This window comes from Paenibacillus sp. EKM301P, assembly GCF_011800295.1.
GTDB classification, from domain to species: Bacteria; Bacillota; Bacilli; order Paenibacillales; family Paenibacillaceae; genus Paenibacillus; species Paenibacillus polymyxa.
Map to the genome: position 1 here is coordinate 252,559 of NZ_JAALFM010000001.1, position 15,709 is coordinate 268,267.

At 46.6% G+C, this 15,709-nt stretch carries 18 protein-coding genes; 4 read left to right on the forward strand and 14 right to left on the reverse strand.

Going from position 1 to position 15,709, the window contains the following annotated elements:
- The 5 genes from terL to HFD99_RS01295 form a co-directional block, all read right to left on the reverse strand.
- A complete protein-coding gene (gene terL / locus HFD99_RS01275) occupies positions 1-1,761 on the reverse strand; it encodes a phage terminase large subunit (protein ID WP_318252227.1) in 1,761 nt (586 codons plus the stop codon).
- 96 nt (positions 1,762-1,857) lie between these two features.
- Positions 1,858-2,112, reverse strand: a complete 255-nt coding sequence (locus HFD99_RS01280; RefSeq protein WP_167440742.1) for a hypothetical protein — start codon at positions 2,110-2,112, stop codon at positions 1,858-1,860.
- Between the two features lie 290 nt (positions 2,113-2,402).
- Complete coding sequence (locus HFD99_RS01285) at positions 2,403-2,771, reverse strand: hypothetical protein (protein ID WP_167440743.1); 369 nt, start codon at positions 2,769-2,771, stop codon at positions 2,403-2,405.
- A 606-nt stretch (positions 2,772-3,377) separates the two neighbouring features.
- Positions 3,378-3,779 (reverse strand): phBC6A51 family helix-turn-helix protein, encoded by a 402-nt coding sequence (locus HFD99_RS01290; RefSeq protein ID WP_167440744.1) that lies wholly within the window; start codon positions 3,777-3,779, stop codon positions 3,378-3,380.
- Between the two features lie 646 nt (positions 3,780-4,425).
- Entirely contained in the window at positions 4,426-5,247 is an 822-nt protein-coding gene (locus HFD99_RS01295; protein WP_167440745.1) for a hypothetical protein, read from the reverse strand.
- A 266-nt stretch (positions 5,248-5,513) separates the two neighbouring features.
- On the opposite strand from HFD99_RS01295, the gene HFD99_RS01300 reads away from it, so the two are divergent.
- Positions 5,514-6,875: a hypothetical protein gene (locus HFD99_RS01300; RefSeq protein ID WP_167440746.1), complete on the forward strand. Its 1,362-nt coding sequence runs from the start codon at positions 5,514-5,516 to the stop codon at positions 6,873-6,875.
- Between the two features lie 203 nt (positions 6,876-7,078).
- The gene (locus tag HFD99_RS01305) at positions 7,079-7,285 is read left to right on the forward strand and encodes a hypothetical protein (protein ID WP_167440747.1); all 207 of its coding nucleotides are present in this window, start codon (positions 7,079-7,081) and stop codon (positions 7,283-7,285) included.
- Positions 7,286-7,481: 196 nt separating this feature from the next.
- Here the strand turns inward: HFD99_RS01305 and HFD99_RS01310 are convergent, their stop codons facing one another.
- Both HFD99_RS01310 and HFD99_RS01315 read right to left on the reverse strand, forming a co-directional pair.
- On the reverse strand, positions 7,482-7,646 hold the full coding sequence (locus HFD99_RS01310) for a hypothetical protein (RefSeq protein WP_167440748.1): 165 nt from the start codon (positions 7,644-7,646) through the stop codon (positions 7,482-7,484).
- 22 nt (positions 7,647-7,668) lie between these two features.
- Positions 7,669-8,277, reverse strand: coding sequence for a hypothetical protein (locus HFD99_RS01315; RefSeq protein WP_016822008.1), 609 nt, complete (start codon positions 8,275-8,277; stop codon positions 7,669-7,671).
- A 273-nt stretch (positions 8,278-8,550) separates the two neighbouring features.
- Here HFD99_RS01315 and HFD99_RS01320 point away from each other — a divergent pair, with 273 nt between their 5' ends.
- Positions 8,551-9,966: a helix-turn-helix domain-containing protein gene (locus tag HFD99_RS01320; RefSeq protein WP_167440749.1), complete on the forward strand. Its 1,416-nt coding sequence runs from the start codon at positions 8,551-8,553 to the stop codon at positions 9,964-9,966.
- Between the two features lie 126 nt (positions 9,967-10,092).
- Here the strand turns inward: HFD99_RS01320 and HFD99_RS01325 are convergent, their stop codons facing one another.
- The 3 genes from HFD99_RS01325 to HFD99_RS25880 form a co-directional block, all read right to left on the reverse strand.
- Positions 10,093-10,953, reverse strand: a complete 861-nt coding sequence (locus HFD99_RS01325; RefSeq protein ID WP_167440750.1) for an ATP-dependent DNA ligase — start codon at positions 10,951-10,953, stop codon at positions 10,093-10,095.
- Positions 10,954-11,294: 341 nt separating this feature from the next.
- Entirely contained in the window at positions 11,295-11,420 is a 126-nt protein-coding gene (locus HFD99_RS25875; protein WP_258012385.1) for a hypothetical protein, read from the reverse strand.
- A 107-nt stretch (positions 11,421-11,527) separates the two neighbouring features.
- Positions 11,528-11,656, reverse strand: a complete 129-nt coding sequence (locus HFD99_RS25880) for a hypothetical protein (RefSeq protein ID WP_263639568.1) — start codon at positions 11,654-11,656, stop codon at positions 11,528-11,530.
- A gap of 161 nt (positions 11,657-11,817) precedes the next feature.
- Between HFD99_RS25880 and HFD99_RS01330 the strand changes: the two genes are divergently transcribed.
- Positions 11,818-12,018, forward strand: a complete 201-nt coding sequence (locus HFD99_RS01330) for a helix-turn-helix domain-containing protein (RefSeq protein WP_167440751.1) — start codon at positions 11,818-11,820, stop codon at positions 12,016-12,018.
- Here HFD99_RS01330 and HFD99_RS01335 read toward each other — a convergent pair.
- Genes HFD99_RS01335 through HFD99_RS25560 form a run of 4 tightly spaced genes read right to left on the reverse strand, consistent with a single transcriptional unit; the run spans position 11,968 to position 15,674 of the window.
- Positions 11,968-12,534 (reverse strand): hypothetical protein, encoded by a 567-nt coding sequence (locus HFD99_RS01335; RefSeq protein ID WP_167440752.1) that lies wholly within the window; start codon positions 12,532-12,534, stop codon positions 11,968-11,970. The two genes, HFD99_RS01330 and HFD99_RS01335, sit on opposite strands and share 51 nt — an antisense overlap.
- On the reverse strand, positions 12,531-13,007 hold the full coding sequence (locus HFD99_RS01340) for a DUF134 domain-containing protein (RefSeq protein WP_167440753.1): 477 nt from the start codon (positions 13,005-13,007) through the stop codon (positions 12,531-12,533). Before HFD99_RS01340 ends, HFD99_RS01335 begins: the two co-directional genes overlap by 4 nt.
- A 1-nt stretch (position 13,008) precedes the next feature.
- The gene (locus HFD99_RS01345) at positions 13,009-14,280 is read right to left on the reverse strand and encodes an HsdM family class I SAM-dependent methyltransferase (protein WP_167440754.1); all 1,272 of its coding nucleotides are present in this window, start codon (positions 14,278-14,280) and stop codon (positions 13,009-13,011) included.
- Positions 14,280-15,674 (reverse strand): DNA-methyltransferase, encoded by a 1,395-nt coding sequence (locus tag HFD99_RS25560; protein WP_202984353.1) that lies wholly within the window; start codon positions 15,672-15,674, stop codon positions 14,280-14,282. The genes HFD99_RS01345 and HFD99_RS25560 overlap by 1 nt, the downstream gene beginning before the upstream one ends.
- Positions 15,675-15,709: the final 35 nt, after the last annotated feature.

The window sequence follows — 15,709 nt, forward strand, 5'->3', positions numbered from 1 at the left end:
TTACATCCATTTTGGCTTATTCCGGAGCTTCTTTCGCCCCGTCTTCGCAATACTTACGGCCATTTCGAGCGCATCCGGTAAGTCGTCATGTGACCCCGACCCGTACAGCTCGAATTGCTCAAGTAATAACGAATGTTTTCGCGTAAATTGAATAGCGCCGCTCTCGATATCCGGGAGCAGCGCTTCTATACGGAGGTCTTTACGGGACCGTTGATGTATTTCCTTAACACGAGTCTGTGCGGGATAGCCCGCAGCCCTCAACGCTTCCTTCAGTTTCTGGACGAAGAACTCCTGCGCCGCCTGTGCTTCAGCCGCGATCGCTGTCGGTTGGTACTTTAGCGTCTTATCGACAATCACACGCATAAACTCGTCCGGCTTAACGCGCTCACCGTACGCATCGACTACGTACTTCGTACCGCTCTGTTTATGCCGCGCAATAGTAACAATTGCGGAGTAGTCACCGCGCGTTTTCCCCATCGCGAAGTCGATTCCGAGGTAAATATCGTAATCGGACGTGAAGAAGTCGCGATCCTCACGGTCCCAATATGTAAAGGACTCCGGATTGAAGATCATTGACTCCTCATCGACCGGATTGTTCATATACTCCGTGTTGAACGCCTTCGTCCCGTTATCCCATTTCCACGTCATCAACTTCCATAGCGGTTGCGCTTCCGGCCAAAGCACGATAGCTCCACGGTCCATTTCCTCGCGATTCATCTCGTACAGTGCTTTTGCGTCCGCAGCTCGATTCGGATTATCTCGATCGACGTAGACGAGACGGCACGCCTCCCATAAGTCCATACGCTCCGGCCATTCGATAACCGCACGATAAACTCGGCTCTTAAAGTCCGATCGCTTGTATAGGACGTTAACAAGTAGTGCCTCGTGATGGACCGTTGTTCCCATGTATACGAAGGCTGTGCGCTTACCTTTCGGATCACCGAGCGGTACGACGGTCTGTGCGAACCAGTCACGCATCTTCTGGCGTAGCTCCGGCGTGGCTGCGTTAGACTTGATGTCCTCCAAGTCGTCACATACGATCAAATCCGGACGGACACCGTTCCAGTTACGTCCACGGAGCGCCTGGCCGGTAGATGCCGCTTCGACCTTCGTGAGCATTTTCGGTATTCCGCTGTCTGTCGGCTCCCACGCGATAAACTCCGAGCTGTTATCCTTCGGGTTCTCCTGCTGTTTCGGAGACAATAAAGGACCGAAGTCCCTTCGCAGCTTCTCGTTATGCTTGAGCTGCATTGAAATCCAGTCCAGGTTGCCGCTCGATACTGCCGGCGTCTCCGATATGATAATTTCGTACTTACGTTTCCGGTACACTATCTCGCGTAGGGGAAACGCCTTGGAAAGATACGTTGATTTAGCGTGAGAACGGGGCGCAGCGACTGCGACCTTATCGTTGGTATTAACGTTCGATACATCGTCCATTATCACGCTAATTTCACGGTGAAAATCAGGCGCTTCGTCTACGCCTGTTATGTCGAATCCGTCCCAATTGCCCGCGTTGCCCGGATTTTTAGCCTCCGAGAAGTATTCGAGTGCGAACGCAATCAAATCCGTTTCAGCTTCGTTAATCACGCTTAACCGCTCGTACTCCGAAAGCTGCGTTTCAATGTCACGTTGATCCTCGTCACCCAAGGCGGCGATATCTACGCCATCAAGTGCGTCAATTAAGTCGGTCAGCTCGTTAATATGCGCTTCCCGCTCTTCCCGACCGATCCATTTCCCGTTAACCCATGCGATAGATATCACCTCCTTCCTTTGTTTTGACGTGGATTTACCGTGAAATTAGCCCGTTTCGTATCTTCCGAATAGTCTCGTTAGGGTCAACGCTCTAAGACGCTAAATTCACGTTAATTTATAAGCAAGCGCTGCGAACATGAGCGCGTCGTTAGGATCGGCGGCGTATCCGTACGCAAAATGAAACGGCTCAGACTTACCAACTCTCGCATAATACACCTGCCAGTCCTTATCGAAAGTAACGTAGGATTCTGGATATAGCGTAAGCAACTCCGCCAGACTTTCGAAGTGTTCTGCGAATAATTTAGCGCGGTCTTGCGGTGACATATCTCTAAGCTCGAACCAGTCGACGCGTTGGCCCACATAGAGCACTCCTCGATCTTCGTAAGCGCTAGTGATTTCTACGGGTTCGATTCGTACCTCATTCTGAAACGCGGGGCGCAGGCACTCACGCACCCACCTATCGTTACCATCAAGCGGTATAGACGATATCAAGACGTTAGGGCGCATCCCGTAGTGATTGAGGCCGCAAAATGCGTAGCCATAATGGTACGCCGAAATCCGAAAGCCACTTGTAGCCGGCGGAAAAATGGCGTTAAGTGCAGCGGCCTCTCCGATTGTTTGCGTAATAACAACGATGAACTTGCGGTCACTCATGCGTTAGCACCTTCGTCCGCATGTTCAAACTGCTGCGCTTCGACCATAGCATTGCGAATAGCCTGTGCCGGCGTGTCAGCGTACCCATATGCGAAGAAACCGCCGGGTATTAATTTGTGATCCGGACCGACTACTGCCTTGTACTCGCTAAGACGCACGTCCCATTCGACCCATACGTAAGTGTATTCCGCAAAGATATCATCCAAAGAGCGCAAGGACTCGATTTCTACGCGTGTTCCTTGTACCTCACGCGCGAGTTCCGCACGGTCAGCGTCAATGTTCCCGCTACGTTCATATATGCAATCATCCGCCGCCTCTGCGTACGCTTCGAGTAATTCGAGCGCGATCTTACGCAGTTGTTCCATACGTTAGCACCTCCGTAAAAGTCAAAAGTTAAATTTGATACGCGGATTGTTTTCGCACCAGATTCCGGGCCGCGCGAGGGGGCGCTTGGGGGTACGGTGATCCTGCGTTATGTTAAAGCGTTAATCAATCGCAATTAAAGCGCAGACTCCCTTCTTCGTTCCCTAATCGTAAAGGTACCGATATACACCGGTATGCACGTACATGTGCACAAAATACACGTTTTGTGAATATGTCTGCGTCCGGAACCCGCACCGTTACTGCGTTTATTCCCGCTGCATAAATCCGCGTTATACATTGCATATACATTTCCAGCGCATAATACGGATAACCCGCGTTGTTATGCGGATTAGCCCCGTTACATACTGGAAGATTATACGTGTATTTCCCGTATCCCCTATCGCGTTTATGCACCGCTTATTCAACGAACGAACGTTCGAAGCACGGTAGCCAATTTGTAGTGTAACGCGTTGTTACGGTGAAGCGTGCGGGCGTGAATCGGAAAGTTTCGGAGGGGGCTTGCGCCAGGAGCTTCGTGTAGGTAAAACACGCCCGCTCCGAAAGTATCCGAAGACGCCACGCACAATTCGCTTCTTATATATACGCGCCTATTCCGTATCTTCGGAATCGCTACCCTTACGCACCTTCAACGCCTCAATCCGTGCCCTCAACGCTTCTACATCCGTAGCATTCGCATCCTTCGTTTCAACCTCGACTTTATCCGTCAACATACCGTTAATCTGAAGCACGAGTTTAGCGGCTGCTGCGTTACCTTCACGTATAGCCCATTCCGCCATAGATTCGACTACTTCCGGTAGCTTTGCGCTATTGTTACGAATGATCGCACGTTTTAGCTCCGCATCAAATGTCGGTGTCTTACGCCAGTTCTCCAACGTACGCGCAGTGACTCCGCAGATAGCTGCGATCTCTTCGAATGTCTTACCGCCCTTATTCGGAATAGATAACCACTCGATAGCTACGTATTGTTCTGCCGTTATTTTCTTCGCCATATGTACGTCCTCCTTTCGTCCTGCTGCCGATAATTACCGTGTTTTTAACGTGTAAATAACTCAAATAACCGCATACCCTACGCTCAGGCAAGGCGTAGAGTAAAGCGGCTAATTTCACGTTATTTTACCGGGTATTTCAACGCTGTATATTCCGTAATCCTATCGACTCCAGAAGCGATATCAATTCGATTAAGATTGTACGCATATACTCCGTTCTCATACGTTTCATCGTAACCGCCATCTGCGTTATGACTTACGAATACAAGCGCAGGAATTCCGTTGTTAAATACTAACGCAGGTTTACCGTCTACCTTCGTCCATATTGACCGTTCGATACTTACGCCCTCCTTCCGCTCACTGTACGTTCGCTTACCGTTTATAAAAGATACTGCGCGTCGCTTCGCTCCTTGCCGTCGCCTATCGGCTCCGAACGCGTATAGAGATTATTTATCAATATACTTTTCTGCGTGATACACAAGGAACGGAGTGACGCAGTGTCGGACGAAGTCCGGTATCAAAGACTAAGAATAAATTTGACCCCCTAAAACGCTGAAACCCGCGCCGCTCTAAGGCGGAATCCACTTTTTTAGTGTTCGCGTTTTTACCGATAGATGGCCTATTTTGTTCGCGTTTTTACCGATAGTTTTTATTTATCACGTCGATTAAAGTTATTTTTCATGGCGAACATCTCTCGTAATGTCGCGTCAGGCTTCCCGTTTTTGCGATAGAACACGAATGGATTAATCTTATAGTAGCGCGAGTTTCCGTACACGACTTCGGCAAATACGTACTGGTCTCCGAATTTGAGATTACGCAGCTTCGTATAAACGGATTTAGCGGAGACTCCCGTAACCGTAGCGATATCCTCTTTCGTAAGCGGTAACGTATTCTCAACGTCTCGCTCGTAAGGATTCGCGCATATCGTATTCGTTTCGAGGTGGATATAGCGGAGTAATTTGTACACGAAGCCGAGATCCTTTGCGTTAACCTCCGTATATAGCTCCTTCACCTTCGCAACGAACGTTTTGACTACGGCCAGGTTATCCGTTTTACCCTGGAAATGGTAACGCGGATTCAACCGATAACGGTCGCCGCACTCGTAAATGACGTCGTGATCGGTCATCTCGCGTAGAAACTGATGCAGCGCCGTCCGTCCGAGCTTCAGCGTGCGCATGATATCAGCGCGGCTCATTGCGGTCTTGTCCGGATTCTCAAGGATTGCGTCATAATTAACGAAGCATTGCAAATAAAGAAGGTACCCGCAATTCTTATCGGATACCTTCTCGATTACTTCGTCGATATTATGCATATTTGTAACGGTAAACTCCGGAGCGCGTCCGGTTGTTTGTATTTTGGCGTAAGACTCGCGTTGTTTTGCCGTAGTAATGCGGTCACCTGCCGCAAGGACTGCGGTGTGTTCGTGTATCTCGCCCGTTTCCGGGTCAATTAGCGTTTTAAATTCTGCCATGTTCGTAGCTCCTTTACGTGGAATTAACGTAAGGGTGTGCGGAGTGTACCCGCAACGTTCTACTTCCTCATAACGTATAGCCGCAAAATCACGAAAAATGTAGGGTAAAACGTTAAAATAACGTAAAAAAGCGCAGGAAATCTGCACCAATTTGTCGAATTATTAGCGTAATCCAGTACGAAAGGACTACGTTATATGAAGACGATTTATGAGGTTTTTATTTGTGCTCATATTTATGCCTACTAAGAAAGGAACGTTGAGTTATTATGAAGTTACTTACAATTGGCTACTTTACTGGTTGGAACTCCAATGTGGTTGATTTTGGTTCTTCCACATCATTTCTAGACTATGATGTTGTGCTAATAGACTTATCAAGTGTTTTAGATGAATATGATGCTGAAGCTATGTCCCCCACCTTCCAAGGTTTGAAGCGCATATCAGACCACCATTCAGCAAAATTAAAGGCGGATATTGATAGAAGAAAGCACGAAATTACGGAACTCCTAAACCTAGGTCGAACAGTGGTAGTTTATACGCCCTTTCCGATACATTGCTATGTAGATTCTGGAAAAAGGGAGTATTCAGGGACCGGCAAAAACCAAAAGAAAACGACAATAGTTAATCTGTTAGACGTAAGATCCATCTTGCCTATTTATCCTGAAACAATGTTAGCGTCTGGATCAAATTTAGAATTTATAGGCGAGTCAGCCTTTAAACCTCTAACGAAACATAAAGACAAACTCAGGTACAACGCCTACTTTACTAAACCACTAGGAAACCCGATTTTTAAAATCAAAGGAACTAAAAATATTGTGAGTTCCTATATAAATACAGGAACAGGCACTCTTCTATTCATACCAGAATTATTCAACCCCGATGATGACGTAGATGAAGGCGTGGAAGAAGAAATAGAGTCGCAATTTTTTAACACATTAACAGCAATTATAACAGATTTGAAAAAAGAAGACGGTGATTTCCAGCTCCCGTCATGGAGTATTGATTATACGCTACCGGGAGAGTTTGAATTAAAACAACAGCTTTTGGAATACGAAAAAGAAATGAAAATGATAGCAGATAAAATTAGCAAGCAAAAAGAGGAACTATTAAAACTTGAAGAGTACAAATTGCTCTTTACTGCAACAGGTAGATCTCTAGAAGTTCAGGTAGGCAAAGTATTTATAGAACTAGGCTTCGAGGTTGAGGAAGGACTCCCTGGACGTGATGATTTAATTCTTAAATATAATGATCAAATAGCAGTTGTAGAAGTCAAAGGCGTATCAAAAAGTGCCGCAGAGAAGCATGCTGCTCAACTTGAAAAATGGGTAAGTGAGTACTTTGTTTCAAAAGGGATTAACCCAAAGGGTATACTTATTGTTAACGCCTTTAAAGATAAACCGTTAAGCGAAAGAACAGAGAGCCCATTCCCTGCACAAATGATGCCCTATTGTGAGAGTAGAAATCACTGTCTTTTAACTAGCACTGACCTGTTATCAATCTTTCTAAGCGTAAAGAAAGATCCTAATAAAAAAGAGGAAATTATTCAAAAAATATTTGATACATCGGGAGTTTACGAAGGTAATAGTTGGAAAGAAAGTATCAAGGCTCCAGAAGCAGCCGTTATAAGTTAGAGATACACTAGCTTCAGCACAGTTCCGTATCTTTTAGTATAACGGAATCTTCAGATCTATGTAGAGAGAAGCACGTTACTTCTATGTATCCGCGCCTTGCTGATTTAATAAAACGCCTATCTCGCGGAGAATAGGCGTTTATATTGCGCTGTTCTTACATACCAAACGCAGGAACTTACGCATTTCCGTCGAATTATTCACGTATGAAAACGCTAATTACTGACGTAGATTTACTAGCCGCAGCACTTACCCAAGCACGCGTTACAGTTTACGAAAAAGACGGTCATATCGTAGATTACGGAGGTGTGATCGAAAGGTACACGCCTGAAAGCGTAAAGATAGCGGGAACGTATTTTATGCGCGAAGTATACGTATTTAAGACGGGAAGCACCCGGGAAAGGTTGGAATAACTCCGCCTTGTGTAATAATTGCGGAAATACCCCGCTAACCTTTACTTGGTCGGCGGGGTTATTTGTATTTTCTACACTCTTTGCAGCTTACGGGCGTTTATTGCGCTTATGACTGATTTACAATACAAAAGCCCTCCATTAAAGGAAGGCTATAAGAATCATAATTTGGTAAGTTGAATTACAATGCATTGTTTGATTATAAATATGAACTAACCAAAGCGATTGCTAAAATAACAAGAATAACCATAAAAAATATTTTATAACCAGATTGCCCGTGTGTATTTTTTTTCTTCTTAATGTAGTAGACAGCCATATAACTTATTCCCCAAATAATCACTAAAGCAGCTAAAATACTGGTCATAGAGTCTCCTTACTGTGTCGTATTACAAAGGTTCAACATCAAACACTGCCGCCCATGAAACAGAAACATAAACTCCGTTACCATTGTTATTAGCGCTCATACGAGCTGCAAACAATGCAAAGTATCCTGCGACTGATCCTGAAATACCTGAAACAGGAGGATACCAAGCAGTTGCCCCTGAAACGAGTGCGCCGCCACCTGCCACACTATTATAGTAATCTATCGCTTGTTTAGTTTGAGAGTCAGTGAATTTCCGATCATATCCCCACCAATGGTAGGTCCAGGATCCGTATTCTGCATTAAGCGAGATGGTATTGTCCTTTATGCTTAAATCGCTATTAACAGTAATTTTACCTGATTTTGATAACTCATTTAATTCATCAAAATGCTTTTGCAAATCCGATAAATTATACTGGTTATAAATACTTTCAGGAACGTCTTTTAGGGACAATACCCCGTCTTTAACTTGTACATAGGGTTTTACTGCCTCAACTGCACTCTTTTGAGTTACACTTGAACTTGAATTTTGTGTGATTTGTTCTGTGGATGATTCAGCAGATGCTGCAATTGGAGCAACTGCTGTAAGAGCCAATACACCTGAAAGAATGATTGCTGTGTTCTTTAACTTCATCCAAAACCGTCCTCTCGAAATGGTATTATTTTGAACTACCAATCCAGTGTACCATAAAATAAGGAATAATTTGTTTGTTTTAAATAATAAAATGGAAAATGACACTATAGAACTATTTGTCTTACAGTAGTCGACAATATTCAAAAAATATAATTTAGTCGAATATCGAATGACAAAAATTTCAAAACTTATTGACAACTGTTAAATTATCGACAACAATAGATTGCAATAATATAAAAGTTTTGGAATTTCTGTATGAAGGGTGGATATGATATGAAGCATACACCTACGATTAGAGCAGAATTAGACAGATATCTAGAACAAAAGGGTTTGAGCTTAGCGCAATTTGGACAACTTGCAGGCATGAATAGGGGGATAATAAGTGCTATTGTGACAGGGAATAAGTCAATGTCTGTTAACCAGCTTGACCGAATCACTGAAGCTATGGGTTTACCAGAAGGGGACTTTTACGATCTGTTTATAGAAAACTTCATCATCGACCATCCTCCGAATATGAGGCGTATCGAGCCATTTTTGTTTCGGTGTGCGGAGTTGGACAAGTTGGATGCGATCCGTCGAGTAGTGGGCGCTATCATGGACAATCTACTCTACTCACCCAAGCTATTTGAAATAGCGGAAGAATTATTGTCACAGGGACGACATGAGGCTGCATTGCTGCTCTATGAGGGGGTAGCTGAAGCGGAGAGATATCAACATTCTGAGCGTTTGGCAGTCTGCCAATATCGTATATTCACGATTCAGATTGGAGACGATCAAAGCCAGAATCTCAAGGCAGCTATTCTGTTTGAGCCTTATGTTGAGCGTTTAGATGAAATTGACCAGCTTGACGCATTAAAGGATTTAGCTAACGTGTATAGGTCTTTGCGTAAATGGGACAAGGTTGACGAAATAGCTAAATTAATGAGAGCTAAGGCGGAAATTCAATATAATTTGAAACTTGAACATAAGAATCGAGAATGTAATGAATCTACTAAAAAGCTGACTCGTCCTTTGTTTGTATACATTTCCTATGCTGACCTGCTGTGTGCAGGTGTGTACGAAGCCCAAGGCGATTACCACCAAGCTCTCAAATATACATACACCTATGCTAATTTAGATTGGGTTAAAGAGACAGACGAAGATACCCAACACTGGATTGGCTTGTTTAAGCACTGGGCAAAAGCTAATATTATTGTCAATAAGCTTTTATCTGGAGATATAAAGGCGCTACAAGATTATATTGAATACATCGATGCAGCGGAGGATACAACTCAAGAAGATAAGGTCATCCAACTACTGAATATTATGATAGCAGCTAACCGATATGATATTGATGTTAGTAACATAATAAAACGCTTTGAAGCGGACATTGTATCATTATCTCAACACTCACCAAGTGATATGTATACTCAACAAGTGGTACCAGATTATTTTGCATGGTGTGGTTACGAGTTGGCTCATTATTATTTACATCGAAATTCTTACGATGATGGTTTTAAACATTTGATGTATTCTATGGTAAGTTATCATACACTAAATAATGAGACTTATTTCATAAATTGTATGGGGCTATTTTTACATTTTCGAGAACATGCGACTCCTGAAACCAAAGCAAATTTTTTAAATCTTATTGAAAAGGTGTGGATGGACAATGTTAAAAAAAATGGCACTGTTGATCGTCGCGGCTAGCTTTTTGTTAATTGTTACTGTACCTATTCATTCGCATGGCATAGAGCCTCAAGTACAGCATGGAGGGGCTTAATCGTAAGTAAAGCAAATCCCCGCTAACCTTAATTTGGTTGGCGGGGATTATTGTTAGACGATAAACTCCATAAACACTGGTATCCGCAAATTCCCTGCCTTAGTCCAGTTACGCATCTTTACGCGAGCCCTTATACGCGGCTCTACGTAAACAAACTCGCGATCCTCGCCGGTCTTTAACGGTGCCACGACGCCGTAAAACGCCTTCTTGTGCGTTGGGCTAGCGCCGTGCTCGATAATGCCGGCGGGACGAAGGTTACCGCGCTCATTAGGCACTGATACAAGCCATCCGAACTCAGTTTTACGATAACCCGTTATAAATACGTCAGCATAGGACCAGTTAATCACTTTTTGCCACGCATTTGATCGGCGACTAACATATGTGCTCTCTTTACGCTTGGCGACCACGCCTTCCATACCGCGCGCTTCTATCTGCTCAAACAACGCCTCGCCGGCGCCTTCAATATACGGAACAACCCCGAAACTAGGGCTAGGAAGCGTTAGACTAGCGAGTATGAACTTGCGCTCCATAAGCGGAAGGCTCCGCAAGTCCTCGCCTTTAAAGCTCAAGATATCGAAGACAACGAAAGTAGCTGGTAATTCAGCTACGAGCTTAGTAATCTTGTCCGCCTTCTTCGCCTGAAAGCGTGACATAACGGATTCAAATTCCGATACACCCGTTGTCGGATCAACGCACGCAATCTCGCCGTCCAACACAATGTCATGCGGAAAGGTGACGCTAGCTATCTCCGGGTATTGGCATGTGCAGTCGTTGTTATGGCGCGTGAATAAGCGTACAATGCCGTTTTGTTGCGAATATATTAAGCGGTGCCCGTCTATTTTCGGTTCGAAGATATAGCGCGAATCCGAAAAGGGAGCAGCCGCTGTTTCGAGTAACATCGGAGAAATAAACATATAAACACCTCACCCCGATTATACCGCGTTGAGCAATTAGAGGAATCCGGTAAGTATTGGAGGACGCACGAAAAAAGCCGGAATAACTCCGGCCTAGTGCGTTATAACAGCGTTGAAAGCTCCGTCCACTTCCCGCCGGCGATGCGCACGTACAAGCGGCCGTTTTCGTAGCGTCCTGCGCAGAATTCACGTCTATTCATTCGTAAGCACCTCCGTGTATCACTTATTTCGGAATACAACAACTGCGACAATTATCGAAGCGACTAAAGCCGCAATACTTACGATCCAAGTTAACGTATCCATACGATTTCCCTCCTATAGAGGGGCCGAAGCCCCGCATTTTACAGACCCACAAACTCACGAGCCGTCTTCATGCATCTAACAGCCTTCTCCATTGGTGTACATCCGGTTTTTACTCTTTCCGCAAATTTAGCACGAAGCCAAATGATAAATTGTTCGTTATTCATACCTTCCTACCTCCCGCTTAAGGCCGCCGCCAATTGTATATATCAAACCGTTATGTTAAGATTGGGTGGAGATGGCGCTGTACTAGCCGCCACCTCGGAAGGAATCCTTAACGTCTGCGCCCACCGCGTCGTTTATTGGTTCCTTTTTTCTTTTTGTTACGGCGATGTGTTTTCCAGATAGCAAGCGCTGTAACCAGTTGTATGATTGCCGTAATCAAGTTTACCCAATCTTTCATAGTGCGTTTCTCCTTTCCGATGACTCTTTTAACGTGTCATCCTTATGTACTTATAATACCACGACTCGTTTAAGGTGTCAACAACTATTTGACACTTTTATCGAGTCAACTTATACTGAAGGTAAAGCTTCATTTTATTTCACTTTAAGGAGGCGGAAAAATTGCTCATTCACTCGAATTTAAAGGCTATCGCAGAGGCACGCGGCCTAACGGTACGACAAATCGCGCGTGATATCGACTACCGCTTCGAAAGTGTACGTACGATGTACAATGACGAAATGGAGCGTTATCCGCGCGATCTGCTCGCTAAATTATGCAGCTATTTGGACGTCGGCATCGACGAACTGCTCACGCTCCGGTAGACGGTCAAGAATACCGACACATTGCGTAAACTCATCCGTTAGCTCTCCGCCAGTCTCGTTAAGATTATACGTAGTGACCGAACTAGGTGCAGTATCCCTGCGGTATCTGGCTGCGCGTAGCTTATTACGAATCTTAGCGTGCTCGTCTACGAATATAAGCTCCTTGATGCTGCGCTTCCTACGCTTAGGTACGCGGTAGTTACGCCCGTCTGCCCCGTATTCCTCCGCCACCTCTAACGGTACCTCGCGTTCACGCCTCCGCTCAAACTGCCGCTCAGATAAAAACGGATATTCGTCATTGCGTGCTTTCATCCGGTCGGTGTTCGTTAGTTCCTCGCGTAAAATATAATCGGTCAGGCGCTCAAGCTGTATCATATCTGGGTACTCTCCGTATCTCATAACGTAGTCCTCGGTGAGCGCGCTAACAGCCGCCATCCTCGCGTCCCGGTCCGCAATATCTTCCGCAATCAGTTCCGTAACATCCTCGGCAAATTTCACTTTGTAGTCAATAATCATGCGCATTCCTCCGTATATTCGTCTTCGATCTCGATGCCCTTATGAATGCGTAAGAACTCTGCACTTTCCTGTTCGTTTAGTACCGGGATGAGTGCGGACGCGTCGTATTCCACTTCGATATCTCCGTAATCCCAACGCCGATAAACTTCCGCAATCTTTTCCTCCGCCGTTTCGATATGTTCGATTAGCGTCGGGCGGGCGATCCCCATAATAGCCGCCGCTTTCTCTTGCGTAAGGTCAACGCCATAAACCCACGCAATAGCTTCCGTCTGTCGATCCGTCAAACCGGCCGAATTAATAGCGCTATGCAAGTCGATTAGAATATCGCTTGCCGCCGTATCGCCTCTAAATCTTGCGGAGCTGATCCGGTGACGATCACGGAGGAGGGAACGTACCCCCGCCGCGTCGTTGAGTGCGTATTTTACCGCGTAGCTGCGGTCAGATTTTGCGATGTCTACTTTAACGTGTCCCATGTTACGCCGCCTCCTTTGTTTGTTGCGTAATTCCCTCGTAATAATCGTCAACAATACGATCCGTCCACGTGAAATCAAACGTACTTACTCCGTCAATTTCCTCGCCAGCCCCAAGCGTAAGCTCGTTCCAGCGGTACGGGCCTTCTGCGGTCGCTCCCGTTTTGTGCCCGTATGTTCTGCTCGCATCCCGGAAGCCATCCCCGTCGTTGTTGGCGTGCTGGAACATAAACGCGGAGACGTCTTTGACGCTGTGCCACGAAGGTATATGCGGGTATAGGTTAGATCGTATTAGGTATTCGTCGGTAAAGTCTTCGAGTAGTTCGTCAAGTTGCGTGAGGCCGTCGCCCCACTTATCCGTACTCTTGCCGTGTTTGTCGTAACCAATATCGGTAACTTGCGCGAAATAGGCGGGAGGCTGTCCCGCGAGAAACTTTGCGTTAAACTGCGTGATATCTTTGTACCCGCCGCGCCTGAAGTTCGATCCCCAACGGTTTGTCGCAGTAGGGATAAGCGGAGTATCTGGCGGTGCCTTACGTACGATCAATATCTGCGTCTCAATCGTCGTACCCGTTAATGCGAATGTTTCACCGGGCAATCCGATAGTCGCTACCTGCCAACACGTTTTATAGAGTAGTTGACGCACCTTTTCCGCATAATTCGCGTAGTTGAGACCTAACGGAAGCACGAACGCGATGTAGCCGCCGGGCTTGACCGCTTTGATTGCGAGTTCAATAAACGCGACCTCCGACTTGCCTTTCGCGCGGCCTTTCGTGGTGCGCAATGTCTCGAAGGTATCCGGTAAGTCGTCCGCGGCTATATCGAGACTGACACCGTAAGGAGGATTACCGATCACATAATCGTAATAATCTCGGAGTCCGTGCGTGAACGCGTCACCCTGGATTACGTTGGCGTGCGGATAAATAAGCGATGCAACTTTCGCGCTCGTCTCGTCCAGCTCCAGCGCTGATATTTCCGCATTCTGCGGCATATGTTCGATGAATACACCGGAACCCGCGGACGGTTCGAGAAAACGCGCATCAGGCGGAAATGAGCCGCCGGATAGTCCGCGTAATGCTTCGACAATAAACCGCGCAACGTGTGTCGGCGTGTAAAACGCACCGCCTGCGTAAGCATTCGGCAATAACCCACCAGTTGACGTGTAGTTATCACGTAGAAACTGAACGTCCTCCTCCGTTATTTCTTCGCGTGGTTTCGCAACAATTGCCATACTGCGGACGTTTCCGTCCCATCTTGCTCGCGACGCTTTTCCCACTATGCCGCCTCCCCTTCCGCACGCCCGACGCGTGATCGGATAATCTCTACGTATTCCGGTTCGCGTTCGATGGCGATATAACCGAAGCCTTCACGCTCGGCTGCTACAGGGGTACTTCCGCTACCCGCGAACGGATCGAGAACGGTTCCGCCCGGCGGCGTTACTAGTCGTACAAGCCACGCCATGAGGTCGGTCGGCTTGACAGTCGGATGCGTATTGCCTGCGCCTCTATCCGCCTTGCTCGCCTTTTTGCAGACTTCGCGCGGTGTGACGTTGAAATATGGGGAGCAGAACGCATCGTCGTACGTAGTGACGCAATTCGCAGGGAATCGTCCGGCATCATGTGGCGTATCCGCCATTCTTTCCGCAAACTTACCGTAAATCCCAGCAGTGACATCTGAGGGTTCGTCCCCATTTACGCCGTATTCGATACGGTCACCTTCTACCCGCCCGATTCTGCAGCCGTCGATATTAATTGCGCCCGTGCCGAACTTCTCAACCGTTTCCGCTACGGTTCCAGCAAGCGGCTTTCGCGCGACGATAATCGGTTCGTGAGCGGGCTTGAGTGCCGTTCCCCATCCGTCCCATTGACGTGCGAGTTCGGTCGCAGGGGCGGTGATGTCGACGACTTTTGATTCGCTAACCCATACGCCATCTCCGAATGCTTGACCGATGCCGGACGTTTTCTCCCCTACCTTTTCACGATCAGCCCAAGCTTCTCCAAGCTGACCTTTTCGTCCGTTCAGCTCATAAACCAGATCGTCCATTTCGTCAGTTAGTCCGAGAACCTCTTTCAGTTTTAAATACTGCTCGATAGTCGGCGCTGACGGTTGGCTGTCAGTATCTCTCGCGGCCCAATGATCAATGAGGCGCGGGTTACAATCACCAAAATGCTGCGTCAGCTCCCGGGATTTCAAGCCTTGAGCGTCCATAGCCGCACGAATGAAGCGGCATACGACCCGAATACGATCTTTATCGTCTCGGCGTTTATCAAACGCCTTCCCCACATCCATAGACTTAGGGAATCCGCTAAAATAAAGCCACTCGATAACGTCACGAATCTCGAATCCCCCTAAACGCAGCGCAATCGTCATCAAGTCCTGCGTTCGTGTTCCGGCGAATACTAACGCGTGCCCTCCCGGTTTCAACACGCGATAAACCTCTTTCCACACGTCCGGATGTGGTACGAACGAATCCCATGACTTACCCATGAATCCACCGTGACCGTGATCGTACGGCTCGCCGGCTATCCATTTCGTGAGGACTTCCGTTACATTCGGCTCTTTAGAGAGACCATATGGCGGGTCCGTCACAACGGAATCGACGCTATTACTCGGCATCTCTCGCAAAACTTCGAGACAATCGCCTTGTACCACCTTACCGTTTACTTCCATATAAACGCCTCCCTTTTTCGATTGAGCGCGTCATC